This is a genomic window from Wenjunlia tyrosinilytica (assembly GCF_014646055.1).
In the GTDB taxonomy this organism is placed as follows: domain Bacteria; phylum Actinomycetota; class Actinomycetes; order Streptomycetales; family Streptomycetaceae; genus Wenjunlia; species Wenjunlia tyrosinilytica.
Genome location: NZ_BMMS01000015.1, coordinates 153309 through 167273, shown reverse-complemented (window position 1 = coordinate 167273; position 13965 = coordinate 153309). Strand labels below are relative to the sequence as shown.

At 71.1% G+C, this 13965-nt stretch carries 12 protein-coding genes; 6 read left to right on the top strand and 6 right to left on the bottom strand.

Translation table 11 applies throughout. The features are described 5' to 3' along the window. Positions 1 to 41: 41 nt before the first annotated feature. Positions 42 to 758, bottom strand: a complete 717-nt coding sequence (locus IEY86_RS18665; protein ID WP_308425150.1) for an alpha/beta fold hydrolase — start codon at positions 756 to 758, stop codon at positions 42 to 44. Positions 759 to 988: 230 nt separating this feature from the next. Between IEY86_RS18665 and IEY86_RS18660 the strand changes: the two genes are divergently transcribed. Further along, complete coding sequence (locus tag IEY86_RS18660; RefSeq protein WP_189132878.1) at positions 989 to 1657, top strand: N-acetylmuramoyl-L-alanine amidase; 669 nt, start codon at positions 989 to 991, stop codon at positions 1655 to 1657. Positions 1658 to 1808: 151 nt separating this feature from the next. Continuing rightward, entirely contained in the window at positions 1809 to 2675 is an 867-nt protein-coding gene (locus IEY86_RS18655) for an RNA polymerase sigma factor SigF (RefSeq protein ID WP_189132877.1), read from the top strand. 333 nt (positions 2676 to 3008) lie between these two features. Here IEY86_RS18655 and IEY86_RS18650 read toward each other — a convergent pair whose 3' ends face one another. Continuing rightward, positions 3009 to 3701 (bottom strand): GAF and ANTAR domain-containing protein, encoded by a 693-nt coding sequence (locus IEY86_RS18650; protein WP_189132876.1) that lies wholly within the window; start codon positions 3699 to 3701, stop codon positions 3009 to 3011. A 286-nt stretch (positions 3702 to 3987) separates the two neighbouring features. Next, the gene (locus IEY86_RS38105; RefSeq protein WP_373287051.1) at positions 3988 to 4149 is read right to left on the bottom strand and encodes a hypothetical protein; all 162 of its coding nucleotides are present in this window, start codon (positions 4147 to 4149) and stop codon (positions 3988 to 3990) included. On the opposite strand from IEY86_RS38105, the gene IEY86_RS18645 reads away from it, so the two are divergent. After that, complete coding sequence (locus tag IEY86_RS18645; protein WP_373287050.1) at positions 4148 to 5557, top strand: alpha/beta hydrolase; 1410 nt, start codon at positions 4148 to 4150, stop codon at positions 5555 to 5557. The two genes, IEY86_RS38105 and IEY86_RS18645, sit on opposite strands and share 2 nt — an antisense overlap. Before the next feature lie 185 nt (positions 5558 to 5742). On the opposite strand, the gene IEY86_RS18640 is transcribed toward IEY86_RS18645, so the two are convergent. Further along, positions 5743 to 7248, bottom strand: coding sequence for an APC family permease (locus IEY86_RS18640; protein WP_189132875.1), 1506 nt, complete (start codon positions 7246 to 7248; stop codon positions 5743 to 5745). 208 nt (positions 7249 to 7456) lie between these two features. Here IEY86_RS18640 and IEY86_RS18635 point away from each other — a divergent pair, with 208 nt between their 5' ends. Together IEY86_RS18635 and IEY86_RS18630 are read left to right on the top strand one after the other, a co-directional pair. Further along, complete coding sequence (locus tag IEY86_RS18635) at positions 7457 to 8659, top strand: ROK family transcriptional regulator (protein ID WP_189132874.1); 1203 nt, start codon at positions 7457 to 7459, stop codon at positions 8657 to 8659. 84 nt (positions 8660 to 8743) lie between these two features. Beyond that, a complete protein-coding gene (locus IEY86_RS18630) occupies positions 8744 to 9298 on the top strand; it encodes a GNAT family N-acetyltransferase (protein WP_189132873.1) in 555 nt (184 codons plus the stop codon). Positions 9299 to 9544: 246 nt separating this feature from the next. Here IEY86_RS18630 and IEY86_RS18625 read toward each other — a convergent pair whose 3' ends face one another. Further along, a complete protein-coding gene (locus tag IEY86_RS18625; protein ID WP_189132872.1) occupies positions 9545 to 12277 on the bottom strand; it encodes a glycoside hydrolase family 2 protein in 2733 nt (910 codons plus the stop codon). A gap of 164 nt (positions 12278 to 12441) precedes the next feature. Then, entirely contained in the window at positions 12442 to 12687 is a 246-nt protein-coding gene (locus IEY86_RS18620) for a hypothetical protein (RefSeq protein ID WP_189132871.1), read from the bottom strand. Positions 12688 to 12887: 200 nt separating this feature from the next. Between IEY86_RS18620 and IEY86_RS18615 the strand changes: the two genes are divergently transcribed. Then, the gene (locus tag IEY86_RS18615; protein WP_189132870.1) at positions 12888 to 13862 is read left to right on the top strand and encodes an SDR family NAD(P)-dependent oxidoreductase; all 975 of its coding nucleotides are present in this window, start codon (positions 12888 to 12890) and stop codon (positions 13860 to 13862) included. The last annotated feature ends 103 nt before the right edge of the window (positions 13863 to 13965 follow it).

The window sequence follows — 13965 nt, the reverse complement described above, 5'->3', positions numbered from 1 at the left end:
GTCGGCCCTCCGGTCTGCCGTCAGGCGGGTTCGCGGACCGGTCAGGGGGCGGGAACGGGCCCGGGCTCGCGGGCCGGGCCGAGAGCGAGCTTGAGCCCGCCCGCTCCCCGGTCGCCCTCGTCCAGCGCGTCGGCCACGTCCTGCGGCAGATCGGCCAGACCCAGCAGGCCCCGGACCAGACGGGTGGTGGCCTTGTGCCAGTCCCCGGCCCGGCGCAGCATCGCGTGGTCGCTCCCGGCGACCACCAGCCTGCACACCCGGGCGCCGCGGGCTCGGGCGCGCAGGGCGAACTCCCACGAGCCCTCCGGGTCGGTCACACCGTCCCGGTCGGAGTGCAGGACGACGACACGGCGGCCCGCGAGATGAGCCACCGGCTCCCCCTCGGGGCACCACGGGGCGAGGGCCACGACGGAGTCCACCGCGGGGTGCCCGGCGACACGCAGCGCGGCCCGGCCGCCCATGGAGTGCCCCACGAGCACGACCGGCACGGGGCCGAGCGCGGCCTCCAGCTCCTCCAGCGCGGCGGCGGCGTCCTGTGCGGCGTCGGCCCGCGAGCCGTTCCACCCGCGATGCCGGTAGCGCACCTCCCCCACGGCCACTGCGCGCCCTTGCACGGCCCGCTCGATCGCCCTGCGGAACGGCCTCATGCGGACGGCCGCCGGATGCCAGGGCTTGACCACCCCGAGACCGTCCGCCCGCCCGCCGTGCAGCACGAGCACCGCCGCCCGCACCTCGGCGGGCCGAGTCCGTAGAACCAACGCCCGATGCTCCACCCGCGACTCCTCGCCCGCTGCGGCCATGACGGCCTGCCGATGCCACAAGTGTTTCGCAGCCGAGGGCGGGACGGATTGGCGACCACACCGAAGGCCGTGTCCGGACACAGGTTCGGACACGTCGGAACCCGCGTCCGGCACATGCGTCCGGCACATGCGTCCGAAATGCATTGCGTCCGCAGACATGCCGTCCAGGCCCACGCATGCGCACACGCATGCGCACACACGAAGGAGAACCTGTGGAACACGTGAGAGACCTCCCCGCCCCGAAGGCATCCAGGCGTGCGTTGCTGCGGGGCGGGGTGACCCTCGGCGCGGCCGCGGCGGGGCTGGCCGCGGCCGCGCCCTCGTCGTTCGGCACTGGTTCCGGGCGCGCGCGGCGCGCGTCCTCGGCCCCCGACGGCTATCCGCCCACGTACTGGACCCCGGCCGACACCGCGAACTACACCGTCTCCGAGCGGCCGTCGAGCTATCCGGTCCAGTTCGTCGTCGTGCATGTGGCCCAGGAGACGTACGACGACACGATCCGGCTGTTCCAGGACCCGGCGCACAAGGCTTCCACGCACTATGTGGTGCGCTCGGCGGACGGCCACATCGGGCAGTGCGTGCGTGAGCGGGACATCGCGTGGCATGCCGGGAACTGGAACTACAACACCCGCAGCATCGGCATCGAGCACGAGGGGTGGGTGGATCAGCCGCGCTACTTCACCGATGCCATGTACCGCTCCTCCGCCGCCCTGACGGCCGCGGTCTGCGACCGGTACGGCCTGCCCAAGGACCGCGACCACATCATCGGGCACTCGGAGGTCCCCGGCGCCGATCACACCGACCCCGGCCGCTACTGGGACTGGACGCTGTACCTGCGCCTGGTCAACGGCGTCTGAGGTGCCCGCGCGGACGGCTAGCAGGCGTCCCGGAGCCGGCCCCGGAGCGAGAACCGGAGAAAAAACCGGCGTGTACACAGGCATGCGTTCGGTGATGCCGGGTAACCGCTCCCCACGTTCGCAGTGGAACCCGGAACCTGGAGGGGACGAGATGGACGCCGTGCTGCTGGGAGTGACCACCGATTCGCCGACCACCGAGGTGGAGCCGCAGGTGAGCCCCGAGCTGCCGATGATCGAGGACCCCGGACGGGTCTCGCCGTCGGACGCGCGCGCCCTGTCGAAGGTGTTCTTCAACCGCATGGCGGAGCTGGAGGAGGGCACCCGCGAATACCAGTACGTGCGCAACACGCTGATCGAGCTCAACATCTCGTTGGTGAAGTTCGCCGCGTCCCGCTTCCGCAGCCGCTCGGAGTCGATGGAGGACATCGTCCAGGTCGGCACGATCGGCCTGATCAAGGCGATCGACCGCTTCGAGCTGTCCCGCGAGGTCGAGTTCCCCACCTTCGCGGTGCCCTACATCGTCGGTGAGATCAAGCGCTTCTTCCGTGACACCAGCTGGGCGGTCCGTGTGCCGCGCCGACTCCAGGAGCTGCGCCTGGATCTGGCCAAGGCCAGGGACGTCCTGTCCCAGGAGCTCGACCGCTCTCCCACGGTGGCCGAGTTCGCCGAGTGCCTCGACCTCTCCGAGGAAGAGATCATGGAGGGCCTGGTCGCGGCCAACTCCTACAGCGCCTCCTCCCTGGACGCCCAGATCGAGGAGGACGAGACCACCAGCCCGCTGGCGGACCGGCTGGGCGAGGTCGACCCCGCGATGGAACTCGTCGAGGACTTCCACGCTCTGGCGCCGCTGCTCGCCCAGCTCGGTGAGCGGGACCGGCTCATCCTCCGGATGAGGTTCGGCGAGGAGATGACGCAGGCGCAGATCGGCGAGGAGCTGGGAATCTCCCAGATGCATGTCTCCAGACTGCTGGCCCGCACCCTGACCCGGCTCCGGACGGGCCTGCTGACGGAAGCGTGATCGTCGCGCACCACGCGCGCGACAGCAGGACCGGCCCCGACCGGGCCCCCGTTCCGGTCGGGGCCCCGTCGTGCCCCGGCGCCGTCGGCCCCGGTGATCCCCCGGGCACCGCGCCTCGCCGATTGCTCGCGCGGCCCCACGCGTCGGGGTCGGCCGATACCGGTGCCCATTGTGTGAACGCGCGATTCAACAGCCGCTTCGGGGGGTAGCCGGGGTGGATCCTGGGGAGTCCTGACTGGGCGCTCCTCGGGGGAGCGTGGAGGTTTCGGGCCGCGGCCGTGACCTCCACGCGTGCTTTGCCCCTCCTGCCACCCGCACGGCTCCCGCGCCGCCTCAGCGACCGGGCACGGCGCCCCCGGGGTCGCGCCGTGTGCGCACCACGTCCTCGGCCACGATCCGCAGCTTCACATTCATGTGCTGCGACGCCGTGACCAGCATGCCGAACGCCTGCCGGGACGAGATCCCGTAGCGCTCCATGAGGATGCCGGTCGCCTCCCCGATGACCTGCCGGGAGGTGACGGCCGACCGCAGCGTGGTGCTCAGGTGCGCGTCCGCCAGCGCGATCGAGGCATGCGCGGCGAAGACCTCGGTCATCTGGTCGGCGTCCTCGTCGAACGCCTTGGGGCGGCGGGAGTGCAGATTCAGCGAACCCAGCACCTCGGCCTGGGTGGACAGGCGGCACGCCAGCATGCTCTGGACACCGAGCTCGACGGCGCACCGGGCGAAGTTCGGCCACCGTTCCTCACGGGCCATGTCGTCGATGCGGACCACCGGGGCGTCCCACAGGGCCTCGACGCAGGGGCCCTCGCCCAGTTCCGCCTGGACGCGGTCGCAGGCCAGCACCGGATCGCCGGTGTAGGCGGGGCTCTCCACCGCGCCCTTGCGCCGCAGCAGCATGATCCCCGCGCCGTCGGCGCCGTCGATCGTGAGACGGGCGGCTTCGACGATGCCCTGCAGGGTCTCCTCCCAGCTCTCGAAGGAGTGCAGGTCCTGGGCGATGCCGGCCAGGGTCTTCGCCAGGGACATCCCGGGATCGTTCACCACGCTCACCGCTTTTCACGTGCGACTGTCCCCGACCTGTCCAGACAATCACCTTCCCGGCCGTGCCACCAGTGCAGATACCTGGGGCGCATACCGCCGCCAGGCGGCCCACAAGGGGGTGTCGCACTCCCGACGGGGCCTCACATTCCGGCAAAGTCACGCCATCCATTCAATATTGCGCGCCCTCGAACCCTAGCCCCGGGCGCCCCGGGCACGACAGCATCTGCGAGGTCGGTGCTGCCCGTGCCGACGCATCCCTCGTGTCTGGAGGTCACGTGAGACGAACCGCAGCGGTGGCCATCGCCTTGACGGCGATGGCATCAGGCCTTGTCTCGGCTGTTCCGTCGACAGCAGTCGGCCGGTCTCCCTCGGCGCCCGCGGGTTCGGCGTCCATCGCCTGGAAGAACTGCGGCGATACGAACAACCCGACCATGGAGTGCGCCAAGATCAGCGTCCCCCTGGACTACGCCAAGCCGAGCGGGAAGAAGATCAGACTCGCGCTGTCGCGCGTCCCTCACACCGCGGCCCATTCCCAGGGCCCGCTGCTGGTGAACCCCGGGGGCCCCGGTGGCAGCGGTCTGGGCCTGGCGGGCTTCGTGGCCCGCTCGCTGCCGAAGAAGGTCGCCGCCCAGTACGACATCGTCGGCTTCGACCCGCGCGGTGTCGGATCGAGTGAGCCCGCCCTGGACTGCAAGCCGGGGTACTTCAAGCCGATCCGTCCCGACTCGGTGCCCCACAGCAAGGCCGAGGAGTCGAAGAACATCCAGCGTGCCGCCTCGTTCGCCAAGGCGTGCGGCACCAAGTACGGCAGCCTGCTGAAGCACATTCACACGCGCGACGCCGTCAGGGACATGGACCGCATCCGGGCCGCGCTCGGGGCGGCCAGGATCAACTACTTCGGCTACTCGTACGGCACCTACCTCGGCGCCGTCTACGCCAAGCTCTTCCCGCAGCGCGTGCGCCGTCTGGTCCTCGACAGCATCGTCGACCCCAACGGCGTGTGGTACGAGGACAACATCAGCCAGGACTACGCCTTCGACGCCCGCCACCGGGCGTTCGCGTCCTGGGTCGCCAAGAACAACACGACCTACCACCTCGGCACACACGGCAAGGACGTGCTGAAGAAGTGGTACGCGATGCGCGAGAAGATGCGCACGAACCCGGCCAAGGGCAAGGTCGGCCCGGCCGAGCTGGAGGACTCGTTCATCCCGGGCGGGTACTACAACGGCTACTGGCCCGCACTGGCCGCGGGCTTCTCCGCCTACGTCCGGCACGGCGACCAGCAGGCGCTGGTGGACCTGTACGACAACTTCGGTGCGACGGACGACACCAACGGCTACAGCATCTACACCTCGGTGCAGTGCCGTGACGCCGCCTGGCCGCGCGACTGGAAGACCTGGCACAAGGACACCGAGAAGGTGTACGCCAAGGCGCCGTTCATGGCCTGGAACAACGCCTGGTACAACGCTCCGTGCGCCTTCTGGCCGACCACGTCGCTCAAGCCCACCAATGTCTCGAACAACCGCATCCCGGCGGCGCTGCTCTTCCAGGCGACCGACGACGCCGCCACCCCGTACAGCGGCGGTGTCGCGGTGCACAAGCTGCTGAAGAAGTCGCGCCTGGTGGTCGAGGAGGGCGGCGGCAACCACGGCATCACGCTGAGCGGCAACGCCTGCCTCGACAAGTGGCTGGCCAAGTACCTGGACACCGGGGCGCTGCCGGCCTCCCGGCCAGGTCCCGACGCCACGTGCAAGGCGCTGCCCGACCCGAAGCCGTCCGCCACGCGGAAGGCGACCGGTGAGGGTGTCGACCTGCACACCCTGGTGAGCCACCGGAACTGACGGACTGTTCCGCGCAACGCCGAGCGGGGCCCGGCCGTCCGAGTGACGGCCGGGCCCCGCCCGTGTTCGGCCCTGCTGCGGCCTCTGATCCTCTCACCGGCCACCCTTCGACCGGCCCTCCCCAGTCCGCAGCCTGGCCCTCCCCCGGTCCTCAGCCTGGCCCTCCCCCGGTACTCGGCCCGGGGCTACGCCTGGTCCGCCGAGGCGACCGGGGCCGGGACGGTGTCGGGGTCGGCGCCGTGCAGGTACTCCTCGCTGACATCCTTGGGTCCGTAGGGCCAGACCTTCTCGAAGCGCGCCCACAGCAGGAAGGCCACGCAGCCCGCGAGCACCCAGGCCAGCGACCACTCGATGGGGTGCCGCCCGGGTGAGTTCTTGTCCGCGTAGCCGTAGATCACCAGCCAGCCGACGAGCGCCACGACGCTCGGCAGCGGGTACAGCCACATCCGGTACGGCCGCCTCAGCGAGGGCTGGCGGCGGCGCAGCACCGTGACCGCGATGACCTGGGCGAGCGCCTGGACGATCACCATGACGGTCGTCAGGAGCTGGATGAGCGTGGCGAGGTCGGTGTGCCGGCCTATGAGGAAGCCTCCGGCGGTGACGACGCCCATGGTGGCCAGCCCCAGGACGGGGAAGCGGTGGCGAGGGTGGAGTTTGCCGTAGGGGCGGAAGAAGACCCGGTCGCGGGCCGCGTCGTAGGGCACCCGGGAGCCGCCGAGCAGCCCGGCGAAGACGGAGGCGAAGGCGGTGATGAGGATCAGGACGGTGACGAAGTCCGCCCAGCCCTTGCCCCAGGTCTCCTCGAGGACCGCCGAGGCGACGGACTTGGAGGCGATGGAGTCGGAGTCGAGCATCCGGTGCCAGTCGACGACGCCGAGGGTGCCGATCTGCAGGAGCAGGTAGATCCCCATGATGCCGAGGATGGAGTAGACGATGGCGCGCGGCAGGGTGCGGCCGGGCTCCTTGATCTCGGCGCCCATGTACGCGGCGGTGTTGTAGCCGAGGTAGTCGTAGATGCCGATGGTCAGGCCCGCCGCGAAGCCGACCCAGAAGCCGCTGGTGTTCAGGTCGAACGCGTGCGAAGGGTAGGTGAACGCCTTGTCGGCGTCGAAGTTGGTGAACGCCGCGGTGATGACCAGCACGACCGAGGCGATCATCACGCCCCACATCACCGCGGTGATGCGGGCGATGTGCTCGACACCGCGCCAGAGCAGGGCGATGACCAGGACGATCATGCCGATGCCGATCAAGTCGCCCTGAGTGTCGCTCATGTCGGGCCACAGGTACCCGAGGTACTGCACGAAGCCGACCACGCCCGTCGACATGATCAGCGGGATGAACAGCATCGCCGTCCAGACGAACAGGAACGGCATGAGCTTGCCGCTGCGGTACTGGAAGGCCTGGCGCAGGTAGACGTACGAGCCTCCGGCGCCGGGAAGGGAGGCGCCGAGCTCGGCCCAGATGAGTCCGTCGGCGAGGGCGAGTACGGCGCCGGCGATGAACCCCACGACAGCCTGCGGCCCGCCGAAGGCGGCGACCATGAGCGGGATGGTGACGAACGGTCCGATTCCGCACATCTGGCTCATGTTGATGGCGGTGGCCTGGAACAGGCCGATACGGCGGACGAATCCGCCGTTCGGCTCCTTCGCCGACGGGTTTGCGGGCGGGCTTGCGGGCGGGGTGCCGGACACCGGGGGCCTCCCTGGCTCAAAGGTGTGCGTGGATCAGGAGCCCCTAGCAGGGCGTGATTAAGTTAAGTAGCTTTACTTTGTGCGTCAAGGGTTTCGAACGGCTGAAAATCAACGCGTTCCAACGCTCGCCCCGCGCCACGTACAGTGACGCCGTCCATCCCCGCGCGTCCGGTGCCCTCCGGCCGCCCCGAACCGCCCGAAGGGTGCGATGACCAACAGCGACCGCGGCGAGGAGCAGCCCTGGAACCGGCAGCGGCTGCGCAGCAACAACGAACGGATGCTGCTGGAGCGCCTGCGCGCCGACGGACCCTCCTCCCGCGCCCAGCTCGCCCGTGAGACCGGCCTGTCCAAGCCGACGGTCTCCAGCGCCCTCGCCTCCCTCGAACAGGCCGGGCTCGTCCGTGAGGCCGGCCGCCACACCCCCGAGCGCGGCAGGGTCGCCGTGCTCTACGAGCCCGACCCCGCGGCCGGATACGTACTGGGCCTGGACATCGGCCGGGCCTGGCTGCGGGTGGCGGCCGCCGACCTCGACGGGACGGTCATCGCCCGCTCCGACGTGCGCAACCGCGGGCGCAGTGCCGCCGCCATGGCGGACCTGGTGGTCGGCGCCGCCCGGCAGGTGGTCGCCGACGCCGGCGTCGACCCGGCCAAGATCGCCCATGCCGTCGTGGGCACACCCGGCGTGTACGACCCGGGACAGCGGCGGGTGCGCTACGCCGTGAACCTGCCCGGCTGGGGGCGCAGCGGTCTGCTGGACCGGATGCGGGAGGAACTGGGCACACCGCTGTCGGTGCACAACGACGCCAACCTGGCAGCGCTCGGCGAGTACACCTTCGGCGCGGGCAAGAACAGCCGGCTGTTCGTCTACGTCATGATCGGCACCGGCCTCGGCATGGGTGTCGTCGCCGACGGGCGGCTGTTCACCGGGGCGCACGGCGCGGCGGGCGAGATCGGGTTCCTGCCCCTGCTCCCGCGCCCCTCCTCGGCGGTCGTCGACCCCAAGAGCGGGGACCGGCACAGCCTGGAGAACGCGGTCGCGGCGGACGCGGTGGTGCGGGCCGCGAGGGATCTGGGGATGACCGGCCCGCTGACCGCCAAGGGTGTCTTCGAGGCGGCCCGTCAGGGTGTGCCGGCGGCGGTCGCCGCGGTGCGCCAGGAGGGTGAGCGGCTCGCCCATGTCGTGGCGGCCGTGGCCGCGGTGCTCGACCCCGACCTCGTGGTGCTCGGCGGCGGCGTGGGCCACAGCGCGGACCTGCTGCTGCGCACGGTGGAACAGACCCTGCACGGACTGAGCCCGCTGCGGCCCAAGGTGGCCGCCAGCGCGCTGGGCGAGGACGCGGTCCTGCTCGGGGCCGTGGCCACGGCGCTCGGCGAGGCGAGGGACCGCGTCTTCGAGCAGCGCACCCCCTAGAGCCGCCGGTAGAGCCGCCGGCCCCTGTCCTGGCGGCGGCGAAATCCGGTTGGCCGGGGCCGCCCGCCGGGCGAGGATCGCCCTGTGGAGATCTTTCTGGAGACCGAGAGGCTGGTGCTGCGCCGGTTCACCGAGGCCGATGCGGACGATCTGACGGCCCTGGACCGCGACCCCGGTGTCCTGCGCTTCATCGGGACCGGGGAGCCGCCCACCCGGGAGGCGGTCCGGAACGAGATCCTGCCGGGGATCATGGCCCTCTACGAGCGCTCCCCGGGGCTGGGCTTCTGGGCGGCGGTGGACAGGGCCGCAGGGGGCTTCCTGGGCTGGTTCGAGTTCCGGCCCGTGGAGGCGGGCAGCGGCGAGGTGGTCGAACTCGGCTACCGGCTGCGCACCCGCGCCTGGGGCAGGGGCTGTGCCACCGAGGGGGCACGGGCGCTGGTGCGCAAGGGCTTCACCGAGCTCGGGGTCCGGCGGGTGGTCGCCACCACGATGAGCGTCAACACCGGGTCCCGCCGGGTGATGGAGAAGGCCGGACTGACGTACGTGCGCACCCTTCACGAGACATGGCCGGAGTACATCGAGGGCGCGGAGCACGGGGACGTCGAGTACGCGCTGGACCGCGGCGACTGGACGCCCTGAGCCCCCCGCCGCGCCCGGCGGCCCCGCCTCGCCTCCGCGGCAGAGCGGGCCCTCTCGGCCGAGCCCCCTCGCACCTGATCCCCCTCGCGGCGGGGCTCCCTCGCGGGGCGGAGCCCCCTCGCCCCGGCGAGGGGCGAGGGGGCGGTCCGGTGTCCCGGCCCTTCCCTACTCGGTGGCGGGCGACATGGTCACCGTCGGTTCGTCACCGACGGTTCGGTCACCGACGGCTGGTCACCCGCGATTCGGTCACCGGCGACTGGCCGCGGGCACGGTCGAGGTCGCCGTGTTCCACCCGGAGATCCGCACCGACGGCCGGGACCCATGGAGGTCCGAGGTGCGGTACGTGGCGGTGAGGGTGGCCGACTCACCGGGCCACAGGCTCACCTCGTTGTCGTTCCACTCCACCGGCAGCACTGGGGTGCCGTCGGCGCCGACGACATGGGCGTCCGTCAGCAGGGCGGGCGTCCGGCCGGTGCCGGTGTTGCGCAGGGTGACGGTGGTCGTCGCCGTCCCGTCCCCGTTGGCCGTGGTCCGGGCGCCCGCGGTCACGGTCGCCTTCGCCATGCTGTTCAGGCCCTTGAGGTCGCCGTAGCTGGTGGTCGGGGTGTAGTACCAGTCGGTGTTGTCCCAGTCGAGGACGTCGGGCTTGGTGGAGAGCCAGTAGACGTTGCGGGAGACCTCCTTGCCGGAGCTGTCGGTGAGCACGAGTTTGGCGAGGTAGGTGGTGGACAGGCCGCCGACGTCGGAGGGGACGGTCAGAGCCTTGGCCTTGCCGCCGTCGCCGGGGACGCTCACTCCCGTGGCGCTCTGGTCGAACTTCCTTGTCCCGTCGGTGTTGTACAGGCTCACCCGGGCGGTGAGTCCGGACGCCGAGCCGTGCCGGTTGTTGACCACGACCACCGAGCGGGAGTCGTAGGAGTACTGGATGTGCAGCGGCTCATTGGCCTTCTTGGCGCCGAAGTAGGCGCCGCCCTGGTCCATGTAGCGGTCGAAGAGCTGCCAGTGCAGCGAGGTCCAGCCGCTGTTGAACATCCAGTACACGACGCCGGTCGCCGGCTTCGAGCCGTCGGTGGCATTGCGCCCGTAGGACTCGAACTGGGCGCGGACCGCCTCGTACTGGGCGAGCTGCGCCTTGCGCACGTAGTCCTCGAGCCCTGACGGTGGGCCGTAGCGGCCGCCCAGCGCGTTGCCGAAGATCTTGAGATCGCTGAAGGTCCCGGACGGCGAGCGGTGGTACTGCTTGGCCGAGGGGTTCTTCCACAGGGTCTCGAGCTCGCTCGGCGACATCATCCGCTTCAAGGTGTCGAGCGTGGGGATGTCGGGGCCCGCGCTGGTCTCGGAGTTGAAGCCGGTGGCTCCGCCCTCGCGTTTGGCGTACCAGTAGTTGGGTGGCACCCAGTCATAGGGCCCTGTCATCTTCATGCCCGAACGACCCGTGATCGGCGAGGACTTGTCGGAGGCGGCGGAGACCACGGGGGTGGGCCAGTCGGCGGCCTTGAGCGCGTCGACATAGGTCTTCTCGACCGTGGCGTCGGGGGCGAAGTCACTGCCGATGAGGAACGAGATGACGCTGGGGTGGTCGCGCAGCCGGGCTGCCTCGGCGGCCATGGACGCCTTGGCGACGGGGAAGTCGGCGGAGGTCCACTTGTCGCCGGGCTCACCGCCGTTGTTGTTGCCCTCCCACTTGTCGCAGCACTCCCACCCCGGGAGGGTGAGGATGCCGTAGCGGTCGGTGAGGTCGAAGAACTCGTCGGGCTCGATGTGGCCCTCGAGCCGGATGGTGTTCAGGCCGAGGTCGAGCGCGTACTTGAGGCGGTCCTCGACATAGGTGCGGTCCCAGCGCAGGAACTCGTCCGGGGACCAGCCGCCGCCCTTGATCAGCAGCCGCCGGCCGTTGACGGAGTACTGGCGCGCCCCGTCGCTGTTGAGCGGCGCCTTGACGTCCCTGATGCCGAAGCTCTCATGAGCGGTGTCGGAGCTCCTGCCGGAGACGGTCGCGGTCAGGTCGAGGTCGTACAGCGGCTGGTCGCCCATCCCGGCGGGCCACCAGACCTTGGGGTCGGTCAGGTGGAGCTGGGGGGTGGTGGCGGGCGTGAAGGTCACGGTCTTCGTCTCGTGCGCGGCCAGGCTCACCTGCTGGCTGAACGCCTCCGAGCCGATCGTGCCGGAGACCGTCGCGGTGACGGGGGACGCGGAGTCGTTGCGCGCCTTGGCCTTGACGGTGAGGTCGGCGGTGTCCAGCGCGGGCACGGCGAGCCGGGTCGTCACATGGGCGTCGCGCAGGGCCACCGGTCCCCCGCGGCGGACCAGGACGTCGCGGACGATGCCCATGTTCTCGTCGGGCGGCGGCTGCAGCCAGTCGATCCAGCCCATGGTCAGGTTCTTCCTGGGGTCATTGGGCTGGATCCGGAAGGCGACCGTGTTGGTGCCGCCCTTGACGAGGTCGGTGACATCGAGCTCATGGTGGGTGTAGGCGCCCGCGACCTGGTCCTTGGCGGCGACCTGGCTGCCGTTGACGAATACGTCGGCGGCGGACAGCACCCCGCTGAAGTCGAGGTAGGTGCGCTCGCTGGTGTCGGTGACCGTGAAGTCGGAGCGGTACCACCACGGCACGGAGAACTCGGACGCCGGGATGTTCTTGAGGTTGGTCGAGTAGAACGGGTCCGCGTACTTGCCGCTGGCCAGCAGCGCGGCGAGCACGGTCGAGCGGGGGCTCGCGGGGTACCAGCCGCTCGCCGGGTAGCCCGGTTCGGAGATGGCGGAGGGCGGGTCGTCGACCTTGGCCGAGGACTGGATGGCGTAGCCCGCCAGCGGTGTCGTCGCGCCCGGCGCCGAGGCGACGGCGGTGGCGGCGGGGCGCTGATGGGAGTGCGGATGCGGAGAGTCGGCGCCCGCGGGGAGGGCGAAGGCCAGGAGGCCTACGGTCGCGAGCGAAGCGAGGTGGGCCCGTCGGCGTGGTCGTGCCAGGCGGAGGAACACGGCGTGTCTCCCAGGTGGCCGGGTAAGTTAAGAAACTTTACTAACTCTTCCCGCGAACGCTAGGGAGCTGAACCAGTCATGTCAACGCCTGCCCCCTGGGCGCCCGGCGGCGAGCCCCCGCCGGGCGCCCTAGGGGGCGGGGGCCGTCCGGGGGCCGTCCGGGGTCAGGCGGTGGGTTCCTCGGGTGTGTGGTTCTCCTCGGTGACGCTCTCGCCGCCCTCTGCGGCCTCGCCGTCCGTTGCAGCCTCGCCGTCCGTTGCGGCCTCGTCCTCCGTTGCGGCCCCCGCCTGCGGGGGGTGCTCGGGATCCCAGGGGTCGGGGCCCTCGAAGCCGCCCACCTGCTGGTCCTGGGGGTCGCGGGGGACGGGGGAGGGACGTGAAGCGGGTTTGTCACCGTGTCGCTCGGTCATGCGCTCACCCTTCCGCGGCATCTGTGACTCCTTCGGGGGCACGACGGGTACCCAGGTGCGGACAACCGCAATCGATCACGGTCGGCCGCGATCGACCGTTCAACCTGTCAACTCAACCTGTCACTCCAACCTGTCACCGCAACCTGTCACCGCAACCTGTCAAAGCATCCGCCCATCGACCCATTGACCAGGAGGTCGCCATGTCGGACCTGGAGGGGCTGTCCGCCGTCGTCACCGGCGGTTCACGCGGCCTGGGACTGCTGATCGCCCGAGAGCTTGCCGACCGGGGCTGCCGGGTGACGGCGGCCGCCCGGGACCCGCACGAGCTGGACGAGGCCGCCGAGCTGCTGCGCACCCGGGCCGGTGTGGAGGTCCGCACCGCCGTCTGCGACGTCAGGGACCGCGAGGCCGTGCGCAAGCTCATGGCCGATGCCGCGCGGGACACCGGCAGCGTGGACGTCGTCATCGGCAACGCCGGCATCATCCAGGTCGGGCCGGTCGGCGCCGTGGGAGCGGACGAGTTCCGCAGCGCCATGGACTCGATCTTCTTCGGCGCCCTCAACACCTCCCTCGAGGCCCTGCCCCATCTGCGCCGCAGCTCCACGGGCGGGCGACTGGCGCTGATCGGCTCCATCGGCGGCCTGCTGGCGGTGCCGCACCTGCTGCCGTACTCCTGCGCCAAGGCCGCCGTCGCCGCCCTGGCCGAGGGGCTGCACGAGGAGCAGGCCCGCTACGGCATCACCGTCACCGCCGTGCACCCGGGGCTGATGCGGACCGGCTCGGCGCCCGTGCACGCGCTGTTCGGCGGCGACGCCGAACGTGAGTTCGCCTGGTTCTCGGCCATCGCCGGACTGCCGCTGCTGTCGATGGACGCGGAACGGGCCGCGGCCCGCATCGTCAACGCCGTCGAGCGCCGCCGTACCCGCATCGTCCTGACTCCGGTGGCCCGCGCCGGGGCGAAGTTCCACGGCCTGGCCCCCGTGCTGACGACCCGGCTGAGCACCCTGGTCGCCCGGTTCCTGCCGGAGGGCGGAGCCCCCTCCGGCCTGGTCGAGGGCCAGGACCTGGCGGGTCCCGCCCGTACCGCCCGCTCCCGGCTGCGCCGTCTGGCGGGCGTGCTCAACGAGAGGGCGGCGGACAGGTTCAACCAGCGCGGCCGGGCCGCCTCCGGCTAGGCCCGCGAGCGGCGCCGGCGATCGGACGGTCCCCGGCCCGCGTTTGGACGGCCGCAGGCTGGCTACCCGGACGGACGCGCCCGAACACCGACCGCGGACCAGC

What these genes read in the sequence shown, in the direction of transcription:
- IEY86_RS18660 (WP_189132878.1), top strand. Translation starts at nt 989, where the DNA reads ATGCGCACACACGAAGGAGAACCTGTGGAACACGTGAGAGACCTCCCC.
- IEY86_RS18655 (WP_189132877.1), top strand. Translation starts at nt 1,809, where the DNA reads ATGGACGCCGTGCTGCTGGGAGTGACCACCGATTCGCCGACCACCGAG.
- IEY86_RS18650 (WP_189132876.1), bottom strand. Translation starts at nt 3,701, where the DNA reads ATGTCCCTGGCGAAGACCCTGGCCGGCATCGCCCAGGACCTGCACTCC.
- IEY86_RS18645 (WP_373287050.1), top strand. Translation starts at nt 4,148, where the DNA reads ATGGAGTGCGCCAAGATCAGCGTCCCCCTGGACTACGCCAAGCCGAGC.
- IEY86_RS38105 (WP_373287051.1), bottom strand. Translation starts at nt 4,149, where the DNA reads ATGGTCGGGTTGTTCGTATCGCCGCAGTTCTTCCAGGCGATGGACGCC.
- IEY86_RS18635 (WP_189132874.1), top strand. Translation starts at nt 7,457, where the DNA reads ATGACCAACAGCGACCGCGGCGAGGAGCAGCCCTGGAACCGGCAGCGG.
- IEY86_RS18620 (WP_189132871.1), bottom strand. Translation starts at nt 12,687, where the DNA reads ATGACCGAGCGACACGGTGACAAACCCGCTTCACGTCCCTCCCCCGTC.
- IEY86_RS18615 (WP_189132870.1), top strand. Translation starts at nt 12,888, where the DNA reads ATGTCGGACCTGGAGGGGCTGTCCGCCGTCGTCACCGGCGGTTCACGC.